The 14,497-nt window shown below is 71.4% G+C and carries 11 protein-coding genes; 6 read left to right on the top strand and 5 right to left on the bottom strand.

Annotated elements, in window-relative coordinates; all coding sequences use genetic code 11:
* Positions 1–205: 205 nt before the first annotated feature.
* Together RKD20_RS42750 and RKD20_RS42745 are read left to right on the top strand one after the other, a co-directional pair.
* Positions 206–1,396, top strand: coding sequence for a glycoside hydrolase family 64 protein (locus RKD20_RS42750; protein ID WP_424882431.1), 1,191 nt, complete (start codon positions 206–208; stop codon positions 1,394–1,396).
* A 56-nt stretch (positions 1,397–1,452) separates the two neighbouring features.
* Complete coding sequence (locus tag RKD20_RS42745) at positions 1,453–2,532, top strand: PP2C family protein-serine/threonine phosphatase (protein ID WP_424883452.1); 1,080 nt, start codon at positions 1,453–1,455, stop codon at positions 2,530–2,532.
* On the opposite strand, the gene RKD20_RS42740 is transcribed toward RKD20_RS42745, so the two are convergent.
* Entirely contained in the window at positions 2,489–4,732 is a 2,244-nt protein-coding gene (locus RKD20_RS42740; RefSeq protein WP_424882430.1) for an MMPL family transporter, read from the bottom strand. The two genes, RKD20_RS42745 and RKD20_RS42740, sit on opposite strands and share 44 nt — an antisense overlap.
* A gap of 172 nt (positions 4,733–4,904) precedes the next feature.
* Between RKD20_RS42740 and RKD20_RS42735 the strand changes: the two genes are divergently transcribed.
* On the top strand, positions 4,905–5,111 hold the full coding sequence (locus tag RKD20_RS42735) for a hypothetical protein (protein ID WP_020117257.1): 207 nt from the start codon (positions 4,905–4,907) through the stop codon (positions 5,109–5,111).
* A 96-nt stretch (positions 5,112–5,207) separates the two neighbouring features.
* Here the strand turns inward: RKD20_RS42735 and RKD20_RS42730 are convergent, their stop codons facing one another.
* On the bottom strand, positions 5,208–6,347 hold the full coding sequence (locus tag RKD20_RS42730; RefSeq protein WP_424882429.1) for a sulfite oxidase: 1,140 nt from the start codon (positions 6,345–6,347) through the stop codon (positions 5,208–5,210).
* Positions 6,348–6,517: 170 nt separating this feature from the next.
* On the opposite strand from RKD20_RS42730, the gene sthA reads away from it, so the two are divergent.
* On the top strand, positions 6,518–7,921 hold the full coding sequence (sthA, locus tag RKD20_RS42725; RefSeq protein ID WP_424882428.1) for a Si-specific NAD(P)(+) transhydrogenase: 1,404 nt from the start codon (positions 6,518–6,520) through the stop codon (positions 7,919–7,921).
* A 6-nt stretch (positions 7,922–7,927) separates the two neighbouring features.
* Here sthA and RKD20_RS42720 read toward each other — a convergent pair whose 3' ends face one another.
* A complete protein-coding gene (locus tag RKD20_RS42720) occupies positions 7,928–8,410 on the bottom strand; it encodes a DUF5709 domain-containing protein (protein WP_424882427.1) in 483 nt (160 codons plus the stop codon).
* Between the two features lie 351 nt (positions 8,411–8,761).
* Between RKD20_RS42720 and RKD20_RS42715 the strand changes: the two genes are divergently transcribed.
* Both RKD20_RS42715 and RKD20_RS42710 read left to right on the top strand, forming a co-directional pair.
* Entirely contained in the window at positions 8,762–10,234 is a 1,473-nt protein-coding gene (locus RKD20_RS42715) for an APC family permease (protein ID WP_424882426.1), read from the top strand.
* Positions 10,235–10,245: 11 nt separating this feature from the next.
* Positions 10,246–11,205: a hypothetical protein gene (locus RKD20_RS42710; protein WP_424882425.1), complete on the top strand. Its 960-nt coding sequence runs from the start codon at positions 10,246–10,248 to the stop codon at positions 11,203–11,205.
* A gap of 54 nt (positions 11,206–11,259) precedes the next feature.
* Here the strand turns inward: RKD20_RS42710 and RKD20_RS42705 are convergent, their stop codons facing one another.
* Together RKD20_RS42705 and RKD20_RS42700 are read right to left on the bottom strand one after the other, a co-directional pair.
* Entirely contained in the window at positions 11,260–12,432 is a 1,173-nt protein-coding gene (locus tag RKD20_RS42705) for a HoxN/HupN/NixA family nickel/cobalt transporter (protein ID WP_424882424.1), read from the bottom strand.
* 542 nt (positions 12,433–12,974) lie between these two features.
* On the bottom strand, positions 12,975–14,462 hold the full coding sequence (locus RKD20_RS42700; RefSeq protein ID WP_424882423.1) for a hypothetical protein: 1,488 nt from the start codon (positions 14,460–14,462) through the stop codon (positions 12,975–12,977).
* Positions 14,463–14,497: the final 35 nt, after the last annotated feature.

The raw sequence follows: 14,497 nt of genomic DNA, 5'->3' as shown, positions 1-14,497 counted from the left end.
GGGGCGTGGCTGCTCACGCTACGGGATCCCCGGGGCCGCGTCCACCGGCTTTCCGCGGCCAACTCCGCTGCCTCTGGCGCCACTTAACCGGCCCTTAAGGCCGGATTAAACGCTGTCCGACGTCTGGGCCGCGGCACCCATGGTCCGTACCATCAGGCCTCACCCCCACATGAGAGCGCTCTCAAGAATCCGAGGAGACCCCCACATGACCCCTCGTCACCCGCGCCGGCTCGGCCGCCGCAAGGTCCTCTTCGCCCTCGGCGGCGCGATGGCGGCCGCCCCCGCCGTCGCCGCGCTGGCCCCCCACGCCCTCGCCGACAGCAACCGCACCACGGCGGCCGGGTCGCTGCCGCTGACCGTCGTCAACGACACGGGCGCCTTCGACAACGCGAACGTCCACGTCTACATCGTGGGCAACCAGGACGGCAGGCAGGTCCGTGTCACCCCGGACGGCACCCTCGCTCCGGTCGCCCTCTCCGACAACGGCGCCGACGGCTACACCGACTACGCGATAGGCCTGGCCGCAAGCGGCGAGACCAGCCTGTCCCTCCCCCACCTGTCCGGCCGGATCTACGTCTCCCTGGGCGCGAAGCTCAAGTTCAAGGTCGTCACCGACGGCAACGGCAATCCCGCCCTCCAGTACCCGGCCGGCTGGGTGGCCTCGGATCCCAACTACCCGGTGCTGCACGACTGCGCCGAGTTCACGTACAACCCGTCGGGCATGTTCTGCAACACGACCATGGTGGACATGTTCAGCGTGCCGCTGAGCATCCGGCTGACCGGAGCTCAGGACCAGACGACGGGCACCCTGCGCGCCGCCGGGCGGGCCGGCGTCTTCGCCGCCGTACGCCAGGTGGAGGAGTTCGCGCCCCTCGTCGTGGACGACACGCGGGTCATCGCGCCCGGTCACGGTCTGGACGCCGGCCTGTTCCCGGCGGACTACCTAGCGCCGTACATCGACGAGGTGTGGAGCACGTACACCGGCAGGGACCTGACCGTCACCACGAACGCGGGCGCCTTCACCGGCCGGGTGCGCGGCGGGCAGTTCGTGTTCACCGGGCCCGCGCAGGTCTCCTTCGCCCGGCCGTCGACTCGGGACGTGCTCTTCTGCGACGGCACCCTCGCCGCTCCCAACGACGGCACGACCGGGCCGGTCGCCGCGGTGCTCGGTGCCGGGTTCAACCGGTCGACGCTGGTCAGCACCTCCGCGCAGCCGACCACCGACCCCGCCTCCTTCTACCGGAACGCGTTCACCAACCACTACGCCAAGGCCGTGCACGCGGCCACGGCCGACGGCAAGGCGTACGGCTTCGCCTTCGACGACGTGGCCGACTTCGCCTCCTACGTCCAGGACACGGCACCGACGGGGATCCGGCTGACGCTCACCCCGTTCTAGCCACGGTTCGGCGTGCGGGGCCGGGCGGGTCGTAGCAGCGTGGTGGTGTGAGCGGAGTGCGCGAGCGTGACCGGCAGAGCTGGCTGCGGGGCGCGCCGCCGCCGGGCTGGGTACGGGTGCTGCCCGTCGCGCTGCTGGCGGGGGTGTGCGCGGCAGCCCTCGCGAGCCCGGAGCCGCTCGACATCGGGTTCCTGCTGGGAGCCATCCCGCCGCTGGCCGTGCTGTCGTACCGACCGCTGGCGACCGCCGTGCTCGGTGTGCTCGTCCTGGTCGTGCTGCACGTGCCGGCGTTCCGGCTGAACGACCCGGGCAGCACCGACGCACTGACCCTCGGTTTCGTCGCGGCGCTCAGTGTGGTCGTGTCGTTCGTCCGGAGCCGGCGGGACGCCCAGCTGGTGACCGAGCGCGCGATCGCGGAGGCCGTGCAGCGGGCCGTGGTGCCGCCGCTGCCCGAGCGGGTGGCGGGCGTGCGGTGCGCGGGGCTGTACCGGGCCGCGCAGCGCGGGACGCTGGTCGGGGGCGACTTCTTCGATGTGCGGGAGGGGCCCTGCGGGGTGCGGGTGGTGATGGGCGATGTGCAGGGGCACGGGCTGTCGGCCGTCGCCACCGTCGCCTCCCTGCTGGGGGCCTTCCGGGAGGCGGTCCTCGACCTGCTGGATCCCGAGTCGGTGGCCGCGCGGCTGGACCGCCGGCTGGTGGTGGACTCCGCGGCCGTACGGCACTCGGAGCTGTTCGCGACGGCGGTGGTGCTGGAGTTCGGCGCCGACGGGAGGGCCGTACGGATCGTGGCGTGCGGGCAGGCCGGTCCGGTCCTGCTGCGCGACGGGCGGGCCGTGGCACTCGACGTCCCGGTGGGCACCCCGCTCGGCCTGGGCCTGTCCGACGTCTCGCCGCCGACCGGGGTCACGGTCCGGCTGCGGCCCGGCGACCGCCTCTTCCTGGCCTCGGACGGCGTCTGGGAGGCACGTGACGCCTCTGGGGCCTTCTATCCGCTGCTCGACCGGATCACCGGGTTCGCGGGGGACCTCCCGGATCTCGCCGAGCGGGTCTGGGCCGACCTCGTCCGCTATGCCCCGGCACTCCAGGACGACGTCACGATGCTCGCTCTCGAGCCCGCTGCCCCGGAGACCCACTGACCGCTCCGTCCTGCTCCCCCTCGGCGTCGATGTGCGGCAGGATCCGGTCGAGCCAGCGCGGTGTCCACCAGGCGCGCGGGCCCAGCAGGGTCATGACGGCCGGGACCATGAGCAGCCGTACGACGGTCGCGTCGATCAGCACGCTCACCGCGAGGCCCAGTCCGAGCATCTTGACCACGATGTTGTCGCTGACGATGAAGGCGGCGAAGACGCTCACCATGATCAGGGCCGCGCAGGTGATGACCCGGGCGGTGATCTCCAGGGCGTGGGCCACGGAGTCCTTGGCGTCCCCGGTGCGCAGCCAGGCCTCGTGCACCCGGGAGAGCAGGAAGATCTCGTAGTCCATGCTCAGTCCGAAGATGATCGCGAACATCATCATCGGCACATAGCTCTCGATGGGCACCTTGCCGGAGACGCCGAGCGCGGGACCGCCCCAGCCCCACTGGAAGACGGCGACGACGACGCCGTAGGAGGCGGCGATCGACAGGACGTTGAGGACGGCCGCCTTCACTGCGACGAGCAGTCCGCGGAAGACCGCGAGGATGATCAGGAAGGCCAGGGCGACGACCACACCGATGATCAGGGGCAGCCGGCTGGCGACGATGTCGCGGAAGTCGACCTGGGCGGCGGTGGTGCCGGTGACGTACCCCTTGGCGTCGGTGCCCTTGACCGCGGTCGGCAGGGTGGTGTCGACCAGGCGGTTGGTGAGATCCGTGGTCGTGGCGCTCTGCGGGGACTGCTTGGAGTAGACGGTGGCGAGCAGGACGTCCCCGTCCTGGGTGGGGGTGAGCGAGGTGACCGCGGCGGCCCCGGACACGCCGGAGAGGGTCTTCTGCGCCTGGGAGGACAGGGCCGAGCGCTGGGAGGACGGTACGGACGTCTGGTCGATGACGACGGTGAGCGGGCCGTTGGAGCCGGGGCCGAAGGCGTCGGTCATCAGGTCGTAGGCCCGCCGGTCGGTGAAGGACGTCGGGTCGGCGCCGTCACCGATGTGGCCCAGTTGCATCGAGAAGACCGGGATGGCGAGGACCACGACGACCGTCACGCCCGCGGCCAGGTAACGCCACGGCCGCCGCTCGACTCTCTTGGCGTACCGGTGCCAGGTCCCGTGCGCCGTCTCGCCCTCGGCGGCGTCGGTCTCGGCGACCGGCTTGCGCACCCGGTAGCGGTCGATCCGGTTGCCGATCAGGCCCAGCAGCGCCGGGACCAGGGTGAGGGCGCCCAGGACGGCGGAGACGACCGTGACGGCGGCGGCGAGCCCGAGCAGCCCGATGAAGGACACCCCGGACGTGGACAGCCCGGCCAGGGCGATGATCACCGTGCAGCCGGAGACGAGCACGGCACGTCCGCTGGTGGCGGTGGCCCGGCCCGCCGACTGGACCGGATCCTTGCCGTCCATGAGGCTCTGCCGGTGGCGGGTGAGCTGGAAGAGCGCGTAGTCGATCCCGACGCCGAGTCCGATCATCGTGGCCAGGGTGGGCGAGACGGTGGCGAACGTGAACGCCGAGGCCAGCAGCCCCAGGCAGGCGAGCCCCCCGATGACGCTGATCAACGCGGTCACCAAGGGGATTCCGGCGGCGATGACACTGCCGAAGCCCACCAGCAGGACGACGATCGCCACGCCGAAGCCGATCAGTTCGCTCACTTTGTCGTTCGCGGCGGGCCGCGCGAGTTCGCCGAGCGGACCGCCGTACTCGACGTCCGCGCCTGCCGCCCGCAGGGGCTGTACGGCCTTGTCGACCCCGTGCAGGTAGCCGTCGCCCAGCGTCGAGGGCTGGACGTCGAAGCGGACCGTGATGTAGGCCGTCTTCCCGTCCGAGGACAGCGGGCCGACCTTCGAGGCGGGCGTGGACAACGGGTTCTGCGCCGACAGGACGTGCGGCAGTTTCTGCAGGTCGGTGACGGTCGTGGACATCTGCGAGCTCAGCGAGGAGAGCGCCTTGTCACCGTCGTGCAGCACGATCTGGCTGCCGTAGCCGCCGGCCGCCGGGTCGTGCTGCTTCAGCACGTCGAGGCCCTTCTGCGACTGGACGCCCGGCAGGGAGAAGTTGTCGGAGTAGTCCCCGCCGAAGGACCGGTTCAGAAACTGGAGGGCGACCAGTGCCACGAGCCAGGCCACCAGGACGATCACGAAGTGCCGGGCGCACCACTCCCCCAGTCTGCGCAGGCCGCCCTTGGAGCTGTTTCGCGTTCTGGCCATGGCATCGTCTTCCCTGCCGTACCGGGAAAGCAGTACTCCCATTACACGCCTTCACGATCATCCGGGCATCCCGGGCGCTTCCGGATGCAGGGTCGGCCCAGGCGTTGAATGGTGATACCAGACCCGTTGACACCACCGGGCCCGCACAGCGATCCGGATCCGAGGAGCACTCATGCCGACGTCACAGCCCGACGTGTCCGGGCCGTCCGAGGACCGCGCCACCCCGGACGACCTGCTCCACGCCCGTACCGGCACCGAAGTGTCGCCGGAGGACGTCGTCCTTGCCTCGGGCAAGGACATCACCCCGCAGAGTCTCGAATGGGCCCGTCGCAAGCTGGCGGCGGAGGGCCCGGCAGCGCTCGACAAGCTGCTGCCCTGACCACGACCGGGTGCTCGGCTGTCCCAGGGCGGCCGAGCACGCACAGCACACGCCGCACGCCCTCATGACACGGCGACCACGGCGTCGTGCGGCTCCTCAGCGCCCCGGCTCCGTGAACTCCTCGTCCAGGCAGACCACGTCGACCCGCTGCACGAGGTTGTTGGCGAATCCGCCCCGGTTCCAGGGCTGTTCCAGCGGCTGGGTGTGCCCCTCGGCGTCGGTGGCCCGCGCGCTGAGCACGAACTCCCCGGGTTCCGCACGCCAGTTGAAGTGCCAGCGCCGCCATGCCCAGCGGTGACCGGTGTCCGGTTCGAGGTCCGCCTCGTCCCAGGAGCGCCCCCCGTCCGTGCTCACCTCGGCCCGGGTCACCGGCGCCCGCCCCGACCAGGCCCGCCCCTCCAGCGTCACCGTGCCGGGCCGGACCACGCGGGCCCGGGACATGAAGTCCGGGAATCCGGGCGGGACGAGCAGGGCGCGCGGCGCGATCCAGGTGACCGGCTCGCCCTCGTCCCCCGGGTCCTGCCGGAGCCGGTAGGCGACGGTCTGCTGGAAGCCGGTGAACGGCGTGTCGGTGACGGTGAGCTCGCGCAGCCACTTCACATGGGCCATTCCGTACCAGCCGGGCACGACGAGCCTCAGCGGATGGCCGTGCTGCGGCGGCAACGGGGCGCCGTTCATCTCGTAGGCCACCAGCACCTCGGGTTCGGTGCCGGTGGCCACGTCGAGCGGCAAGGCCCGCTGGTAGTCCTGTTCGACACCGCGCTCGACGCCGTGGTCGGCGCCGGTGCCCACCACGTCGACGGCGCCGGTCCCCACCCCGGCCGCGGCGAGCAGGAGCCGCAGCGGTACGCCGGTCCACTCGGCGGTGCCTACGGCCTCGACCAGCCAGGGCTGGCTGACCGGGCGGGGCGTGAGCAGGGCCCGCCCGTTGCCCGCACATTCCAGCGTGACCCGCGTGGTGACCTGCGGAAGGGCCCGCAGGTCGGCCAGGTCCAGGGTGAGCGGACGGCGGACCCGGCCGCTGACGGAGAGTTGCCAGGGGGTGTCCTCGGGGACGTACGGGATGTCGTAGTGCGTGAGGACGTAGTGCAGGCCCGGCGGGGTGAGGTCGTGGCGCATCGCTTCGAGCGGCAGGCCGTGGTTGCGGGCGGCGAGCGCCAGTTCGTCCCGGCCGATGCCCTCGTCGGGGGCGGCGAGCCGGGCCGGGGTGCTCGTGTCGGCGAGTCGGTGACCCATGGCCGTATTGTCCCGCGGGCCGCCGGGGCTGTCGCGGTCTGCGGCACATTTCCGGCGGCCCGCTTCCGGCGGCCCGGCGGCAACTGGCCGCGCTCCGAGCCGATGCGGAGTTCGAACGCTTTGCCGCCCGCCCTATCGAAAGGGGCCCCGCGACTGCCAGACTTCCGAGGGTGCCCGACTTCGACATGCTTGTCATCGGATCAGGTCCGGGTGGCCAGAAGGCCGCCATCGCCGCGGCCAAGCTGGGCCGCCGGGTCGCCGTCGTCGACCGCCCCGACATGGTCGGCGGGGTCTCCATCCACACCGGCACCATCCCCTCCAAGACCCTGCGCGAGGCGGTGCTGTACCTGACCGGCCTCACTCAGCGCGACCTGTACGGCCAGAGCTACCGGCTCAAGGAGGACATCACCGTCTCCGATCTGACCGCGCGCACCCAGCACGTGGTCGGCCGTGAGGTCGACGTGATCCGCAGCCAGCTCTCCCGCAACCACATCTCCCTCCACGCCGGCACCGGCCGTTTCATCGATCCGCACACCGTCGCCCTGCGCGAGGTCACCGGTCACGAACGGCTGCTCAGCGCGGAGAACATCGTCATCGCCACCGGCACCCGCCCGGCGCGGCCGGACAGTGTGGAGTTCGACGGCCGTACGATCATGGACTCCGACAACGTCCTCGCCCTCGAACGCGTCCCGCGCTCCATGGTCATCGTCGGCGCCGGGGTCATCGGGATGGAGTACGCCTCCATGTTCGCCGCGCTCGGCAGCAAGGTGACGGTCGTCGAGAAGCGGCCCGGGATGCTCGACATCTGCGACGTCGAGGTCATCGAGGCGCTGAAGTACCACCTGCGGGACCTCGCGGTGACGTTCCGGTTCGGTGAGACCGTCGCCGCGGTCGAGCGCCACTCCCGCGGCACGCTGACCATCCTGGAGAGCGGCAAGAAGATCCCGGCCGACGCCGTGATGTACTCGGCGGGCCGGCAGGGCCTGACCGACGAACTCGACCTGGACAAGGCCGGGTTGACCGCCGACCGGCGCGGCCGGATCACGGTCGACGAGCACTACCGCACCGAGGTGCCGCACATCTACGCGGTGGGAGACGTGATCGGCTTCCCGGCGCTGGCGGCGACCGCCATGGAACAGGGCAGGTCGGCCGCCTACCACGCCTTCGGCGAGCCGGTCGGGCAGATGCACCACCTGCAGCCCATCGGCATCTACACCATCCCGGAGATCAGCTTCGTCGGGCGCACCGAGGACCAACTCACCGAGGACAGCGTGCCCTTCGAGGTCGGCATCTCCCGGTACCGCGAGCTGGCCCGCGGCCAGATCATCGGGGACTCCCACGGCATGCTGAAACTGCTGGTCTCCCCCGAGGACCGCACTCTGCTCGGAGTGCACTGCTTCGGCACCGGGGCCACCGAACTGATCCATATCGGGCAGACCGTGATGGGCTGCGGCGGCACGGTCGACTACCTGGTCGACGCGGTGTTCAACTACCCGACGCTCGCGGAGTCCTACAAGGTCGCGGCGCTGGACGCCACCAACAAACTCCGCCAGATCGACCGGATCGGGGACTGACGCCCGTCACAGTTCGTCGGGGTCCTCGACCACGTGGACGGCGGCCTCCTCCGCGCCGGCCGCGCCCGCGTCGATGCCGACGTCGGTGGCGACCTCGTCCTTCGTGGTGGTGGGATGGGCGCCCTCGTCGGGGGCGACGAGGCGTCCGGCGCGCTCGGTACCGGCCTGCGGGTCGACCGGCTCGCCCTCCCCGCCGGGCAGGTCACCGATCTCGTCGCCGAGGGGCGCGGTCGCCTCGGGGACCTCCTGGGCGAGGCGTTCGTCGAGGGTCTCGCCCTCGTGCTGTTCGGCGGCGGTGGTGCCGTGCCGGGTGACGCCGAGGGGTTTCTCCGGCGGCGAGTAGCCCTCGTCGAGGGTGTCGTCGTAGGTCCGTTCGTCGAGGGCGTCCTGGAGGTCCAGCGGGGCCGCGTCCTCCTGCTCCTCGTTGGTTCCGGTGGGCTGGTAGGCGTCGTCGGCCATCGGCTCGGCAGGTGTCGGTTCGGTGCCCATGGGCTGCCTCCCTCGCGCGTCGCGTACGGTTCCTGCGGTGTCCTGATCCGCGTTTCCCCGTATGCACTCGCCAACCTCAAAAGGCTGCCGGAGTAAGGCATTCCACAGCCGGAAGGTTACCCCCCAGTTAATCTTGAAGGGTCAAGGAATAGGGCTATCATCACTCGCACACACGGAGTGACCGGTCGTCCACGCAGCGGCGCACGGTTTCCGCACCCCCTTGATCCCTCCCTTCACCGCCCCTGCCCGAGGCCATCCCTCTCGCGGTCCGGAGCGGAGCCACCCCCCACCCCCTTTGCGCCGCACGGTCCCCTCCGCCGTGCGTCGTGCCCTACGGAAAGCAGCACAACCATGAGCATCAGCAGGGGCAGAGGGCTGCAGGCCAACGCCCTCGGTACCTTCGACACGGTAGTGATGGCCGTCGCGGGCAGCGCGCCGGCGTACTCGATCGCCGCGACCACCGCGGTCCTGGTCGGCTCGGTGGGCCTGGCCAGTCCGGCGGCTCTGCTGTACTGCGCGATACCCATGCTGGGCATCGCGCTCGCGTTCAGCTACCTCAGCCGGATCGACGTGAACGCGGGGGCCAGTTACTCCTGGGTGGGCCGTACTCTCCATCCCTTTCTCGGCTTCGTCTCCGGCTGGGCGCTGGTGATCTCGGCGACCATCTTCATGGTGGCCGGTTCGCTGCCCGCCGGTTCGATGACGCTGGCCCTCTTCGACGAGGGCCTCGCGGACAACACCGCGCTGTCGACGGTCGTGGGCGCGGCCTGGTTCGTGCTGATGCTGCTCGTGGTGCTCGGCGGCGCCCGGCTCACCGTGCGCGCCCAGCTCGTCATGTCGGGTGTGGAGCTGGCGATACTGGCCCTGTTCGCGGTCCTCGCCCTCTTCCACACGGGCAACGCGCGCACCTTCGAGTGGTCCTGGCTGGGCTTCGGCCACTTCGACGGCATGCAGGGCTTCGCGTCGGGCGCGCTGATCGCCGCGTTCTACTACTGGGGCTGGGACGTCACCAGCAACCTGAGCGAGGAGACCCGCAACAGCCGCCGTACGACGGGACTCGCGGGCCTCATCGGCGTCGGCATCGTCTTCCTCCTCTTCGAGGTGTTCACCATCGCGGTGAACGTCATCCTCACCTCGCGGCAGATCGAGGACAACGACGCCAACGTGCTGGCCGTGCTCGGTGAGGAGGTCTGGCCGGGCTGGGGCGGCAAGCTGCTGATCGTCGCGGTGATGCTGTCGACCATCGCCACGCTGGAGACCACGCTGATCCAGGTCACGCGCTCGCTGTTCGCGATGGGCCGGGACCGTACGATGCCGTCCGCGCTGGGCAAGGTGCACCGCCGCTGGAACACCCCCTGGGTGGCGATCGTGGTGGTCGGAGCGGTGGCGCTGATGATGTTCATCGCCTCCAACGCCCTGGGCTCGGTGGGCGACATCCTCTCCGACGCGATCTCGGCGATCGGTCTGCAGATCGCCGTCTACTACGGCCTCAGCGGCCTCGCGGTCGTCGTCGCGTACCGCAAGATGCTGCTGAAGTCCCCCACCGACTTCCTGCTCGGCGGGCTGTGGCCGCTGCTGGGCGCCCTGTTCATGTTCTGGATCTTCGTCGAGTCGCTGGGCGAGCTGAGCACCGCCGCGATCGCGATCGGCGTCGGCGGGCTGGCCGTGGGGCTGGTTCCGATGCTCTGGTACTGGAGGCAGGGCAGCGACTACTACCGGCCGGCACGGCTTGACGCGAGCCGTACCGTCGAGACGGACTACCTGCCCGACGGCGCGACGGCCGGGCCCTCGCTCGTCCACGAGGGTCTCCCCACCGACTTCTGAGGGGCTGTGCGATGGCGAGAGACCGTTTCGCCCCCGAATTCGATCCCGACTGCGGGGACGTCCCGCTCACCAGCGCCCGCCAGGACATCGTCATCGGGCGCTGGCAGGGCCTGCGTGAACTGCTGCGGGCCACCGGACCCGACTGGCTCTCGCGGGGCCACCGGGTGCGGATGCTCGCCCAGGCCTGCGCGGGCAGTTCGACGGTCGAGTCGTGGCTGGCGGCCGAGCCGCACAACGGGGACGCCCTCGTGCTGCGGGCGGCCACCGAGACGGCCAGGGCGTTCAACATGGCCATCGCCGCGGGCCGGGGTGTGCCGATCGACCAGCGGCGCGTCGACGCCGCGGTGATGGCCTGTCTCCAGGCGTCGGAGGCGTTCGTGGACGACCCCACGCCGTGGATCTCCCTGATCTCGGTGGCGCGGCTGTACCCGGCCGGGGTGCGGCGGCAGGAACTGGGGCGCTGGTGGGACGAGTTGCACGGGCGCGATCCGTACAGCGTCGAGGGCCACCTCCAGGTGCTGCACTACTACTCGGCCCGCTGGCACGGCTCGAACGGCCTGATGTACGACTTCGCCCGGGACGCGGCCGGAGTGGCGCCGCCGGGTTCCGCGCTGCCGGTGCTGGTGCAGTACGCGCGGGTCGAGGAGTACCGGACGGCGACGGACGCGGCCGAGGACCGCCGCACGTCCGTGGGGCTCGGGCAGCACTGGAAGAACGACGGGGCCATCAGTGACGTACGGCGCACCTGGCAGCGCTGGATCGTCGGCCGCGCCGACCGGACGGTGGCCCCAGGCGAGCTCCGCGACCTCAACTACCTGACCCACGCGGCCTGCCACGCGGGCCTCGCGGAGGTCGCCGTCCCCCTCCTGCGGTTGCTGGACCGCCGGGGCACCCGTACGCCGTGGTCCTACACCGGGGAACCGGAGCAGGAGTTCAGCAAATGGCGCAAGGAGTTCAGGGTGCGGGTGTGAGCCGGCGGGCAGGGGCCGGCGGGGCGTAGTTGTTGCGGTGACACTTTGGAATGGTCAAGGCGTGCTTGCCTGTTCCGTCGATGTCCGGGCCGCCATCCCCGCCGTCCACTTCTCCTCGATCCGGCCGACCTTCCACACCACCAGGGCGACGATCCACGTGGCGAAGAACAGGCCCACGATGACGAAGCCGAGGAGGTTGAGGTCGAGGCCGCTGATCCAGTCCCAGAAGGGGCCGTGGAGGCCGAGCCTGTCGGCGAGCAGGCCCAGGAGTTCGGCCGTGCCGATGAGGAGGGCCACCGCGACCGACAGACCGGTGATCGTGAGGTTGTAGTAGACCTTGCGGACCGGCTTGGAGAACGCCCAGCCGTAGGCGAAGTTCATGAAGGAGCCGTCGATCGTGTCGAGCAGGGACATGCCGGCCGCGAAGAGGACGGGCAGGGTGAGGATCGCGTACCAGGGCAGTCCCGAGGCCGCGCCCGACCCGGCCAGGACCAGCAGCGCGATCTCCGTCGCCGTGTCGAAGCCCAGGCCGAACAACAGACCCAGCGGGTACATCTGCCAGGGCTTGGTGATCGACTTCATGACACGGCCGAGCAGGCGGTTCATGAACCCGCGGTTGTTCAGCTGCTCCTCCAGCGCGGCCTCGTCGTAGCGGCCTGAGCGCATCCGCCGGAACACCTTCCAGATGCCCACCAGGACGACCAGGTTGACCGCGGCGATCAGATAGAGGAACGCGCCCGAGACGGTCGTGCCGATCAACGCGGTCACGTCATGGAGGCGGGAGTCGTCGTCCCGCACCGGTCCCGCGAGGGCCTTCACGCCGAGCGAGAGCAGCAGCGCCAGGACGAAGACCACGCTGGAGTGGCCGAGCGAGAACCAGAAGCCCACCGACAGCGGCCGCTGCCCCTCCCCCATCAGCTTGCGCGTGGTGTTGTCGATGGCCGCGATGTGGTCGGCGTCGAAGGCGTGCCGCATCCCGAGCGTGTAGGCGGTCACGCCGATGCCGATGCCGAAGGACTTCTCGCCGACCCCGTAGTGGTGGGGGGCGACGATCGCGACGAGGACGAACCAGCCGATCACGTGCAGCGCCAGCACCACCGCGGCCATGCCGCCCGCCCTGACCCACTCCTGCCGCGTCATGGAGCCACGGACGCGGTGCCATACCGAGCCCCTCGCGGGGACGGTGGCGGGGAGGAGGGGCGGAGCGGGGTCAGGGGCGGCCGTCATCGGGCGGAGAATCCTTCTGCAGGGGCTACGGCCGCGGTCAACAGCCTTGTGCCATCCTGCGGTACCTGCAAGTCATGTGCAGTAAAGGCAGTGACAGGTCTTTCCCACGACTGGGGAAAGTGCCCTGTCCACGGGGTATCGGGCCGCCAGGAAGCAGGGGCAGCCACACGGTCAGCAGCCGGTGGCCGAACATCGCGGAGGCGACTGCCACGGCGGGCACTGCCGGCGGTGAGGGCCAGGGCCCGTCGGCAGCGCGGCCACAGTGCGGTGCCCAGGAGCGGGACGAGCGCGACGGCGGCGACGGCCGGCCACACCGCCGGCAGGCGCAGCGGAGCGAGGACACCAGGGCAGGCCGTCGGGAGTACGGCGATCAGGGCGGACCGCACCAGCCCGCCCGCAGTGGCCTGCACCGCGAGTGCGGTCGCCGCGCGCCCCGCGGCCGAGCAACCAGCCCTGGTCGGCGACGGCCAGGACGGTGAGTGCGGGGGCGAGTCGCCCGCAGGCGCGTCCGCGGACGGAGGCGACGGCGGTCCGCTCGGCGGTCACCCCGGACCGTGTGCGCTCACGTTCGGCGCCACGTGGAGGTCCATCCCGGCGGCGGGCACGGTGGGCCAGTCGCGGGCGTAGGCGGGTGGCGCACCGCCGTGCCGGGTGAGGACGGCGACGGGCATACGGCGGGACGCCCCGACGATCCCGGACTCGGAGCTGTTGGTGTTGGGGCCCCGTGCCGCCGCGGAGCTGCACCCGGCGTAGTACGCGACGGGAACCGACAGATGGCCGGTGAGCAGACAGGGCGGGCGCACCCCGAGGCGGTGCAGCTCGGCCGCGGTGCGGGCCCAGTCGCGGTGGTGGCCCGTGGTGCGGTTCACCGTGCGCTCCAGCACCGCGAACTGCACCGCCAGGTGGCCCGTCAGCCCGATCGCGAGCAGCACCGCGGCGACCGGACGCCACCGCCCGGCCGGGGTGGTCGCGAGGTGGAACAGCGCGTCGGCGACCGGGATCGCGAGCAGGGCGTAGGCGGGCAGCAGGAAGCGTGGGGCCGCGTACCCGATGAGGAAGAGATAGGGCACGGCGGCCGTGGCGGCGCAGGCCAGCGGGACGAGGCCGGCCCGGGTGCGCCCGGCGCGGACGGCGACCGCCAGTCCGACGGCGGCCAGCAGCGGGAGGACCGCCCACCAGGCCATGACGGCGGGGTCCGGCAGCGGCCCGGTGCAGGGGCGGCACAGGGCGCGGCCGCCCAGGCTGCGCAGCTGGTCGTCGACGGCGAACTGCGGGCCGAGGCCGCCCTGGATACGGGAGCCCTCGTGCAGGCGTTCGATCAGACCGCCGTAGCTGACATACGCCTCGATCACCCACTGCGCGCCGCCCGCCACGAGTCCGGCGACGAGAGCGAGGGCGAATCGTGGGCGGCGGCGGACGGCGGAGGCGGCGAGCAGCGGGAGGGTGACCCACACGGCGTCGGTGGGCCGCATCCACGCCATGAGCGCGGCACCCGCCACGACCCCCCACAGGGCCCTCGGGTTCTCGCGGGCCCGTAAGAAGCAGCCGACCGCGGCCAGCCCGCCGACGGCCACCCAGTAGTTGGGCATGGCCTGCGGGCCGTAGAAGAGAGTGATCCACAAAGACGCGAACAGGGCGCCGCCTGCGGCGAGGACGCGGGCCGGGAAGAGGCCGCGCCAGGCGCGCAGGGCCAGGTAGAGGCCGAGGCCGGACAGCACGGCGAGATAGACGCGCAGGAGTTCCGTCGAGGTCGACCAGCTCGCGATCGGCGCCACCAGCAGGGACACACCGCGGGCGCGCGGGGCGCTGAAGAAGGCGGCCGGAGCCTGCGCACCGACCTGGCTGACGTACACGGTCTCGTCCCAGCCGAGGCCCATGCCGGGGCGGACGAGGACGAGTTGGGCCAGGGTGAAGGCGGCGGCCACCGCCGCCAAGGGCCAGTGGCCCCGAGCCGGCCGGGTACGGTCGGAGGCAACCGGCGGTGTTCGTCGGTTGCCTCCTACGAGCAGGGCACTGTCGCCGCGGGCCATAGTCCACCCCTCACCCCGTATGCCACGGGGACTTG

Origin of the sequence: Streptomyces sp. SLBN-8D4 (assembly GCF_049739545.1) — a bacterium.
Taxonomy (GTDB): domain Bacteria; phylum Actinomycetota; class Actinomycetes; order Streptomycetales; family Streptomycetaceae; genus Streptomyces; species Streptomyces canus_C.
Note: the sequence above shows the minus strand (reverse complement) of the source record. Positions and strands in the feature narration are given on the sequence as shown.

Bases quoted from the DNA above. Each gene is read 5' to 3' on its own strand.
- RKD20_RS42750 (WP_424882431.1), top strand. From the start codon at position 206: ATGACCCCTCGTCACCCGCGCCGGCTCGGCCGCCGCAAGGTCCTCTTC.
- RKD20_RS42740 (WP_424882430.1), bottom strand. From the start codon at position 4,732: ATGGCCAGAACGCGAAACAGCTCCAAGGGCGGCCTGCGCAGACTGGGG.
- RKD20_RS42735 (WP_020117257.1), top strand. From the start codon at position 4,905: ATGCCGACGTCACAGCCCGACGTGTCCGGGCCGTCCGAGGACCGCGCC.
- RKD20_RS42730 (WP_424882429.1), bottom strand. From the start codon at position 6,347: ATGGGTCACCGACTCGCCGACACGAGCACCCCGGCCCGGCTCGCCGCC.
- RKD20_RS42720 (WP_424882427.1), bottom strand. From the start codon at position 8,410: ATGGGCACCGAACCGACACCTGCCGAGCCGATGGCCGACGACGCCTAC.
- RKD20_RS42715 (WP_424882426.1), top strand. From the start codon at position 8,762: ATGAGCATCAGCAGGGGCAGAGGGCTGCAGGCCAACGCCCTCGGTACC.
- RKD20_RS42710 (WP_424882425.1), top strand. From the start codon at position 10,246: ATGGCGAGAGACCGTTTCGCCCCCGAATTCGATCCCGACTGCGGGGAC.
- RKD20_RS42705 (WP_424882424.1), bottom strand. From the start codon at position 12,432: ATGACGGCCGCCCCTGACCCCGCTCCGCCCCTCCTCCCCGCCACCGTC.
- RKD20_RS42700 (WP_424882423.1), bottom strand. From the start codon at position 14,462: ATGGCCCGCGGCGACAGTGCCCTGCTCGTAGGAGGCAACCGACGAACA.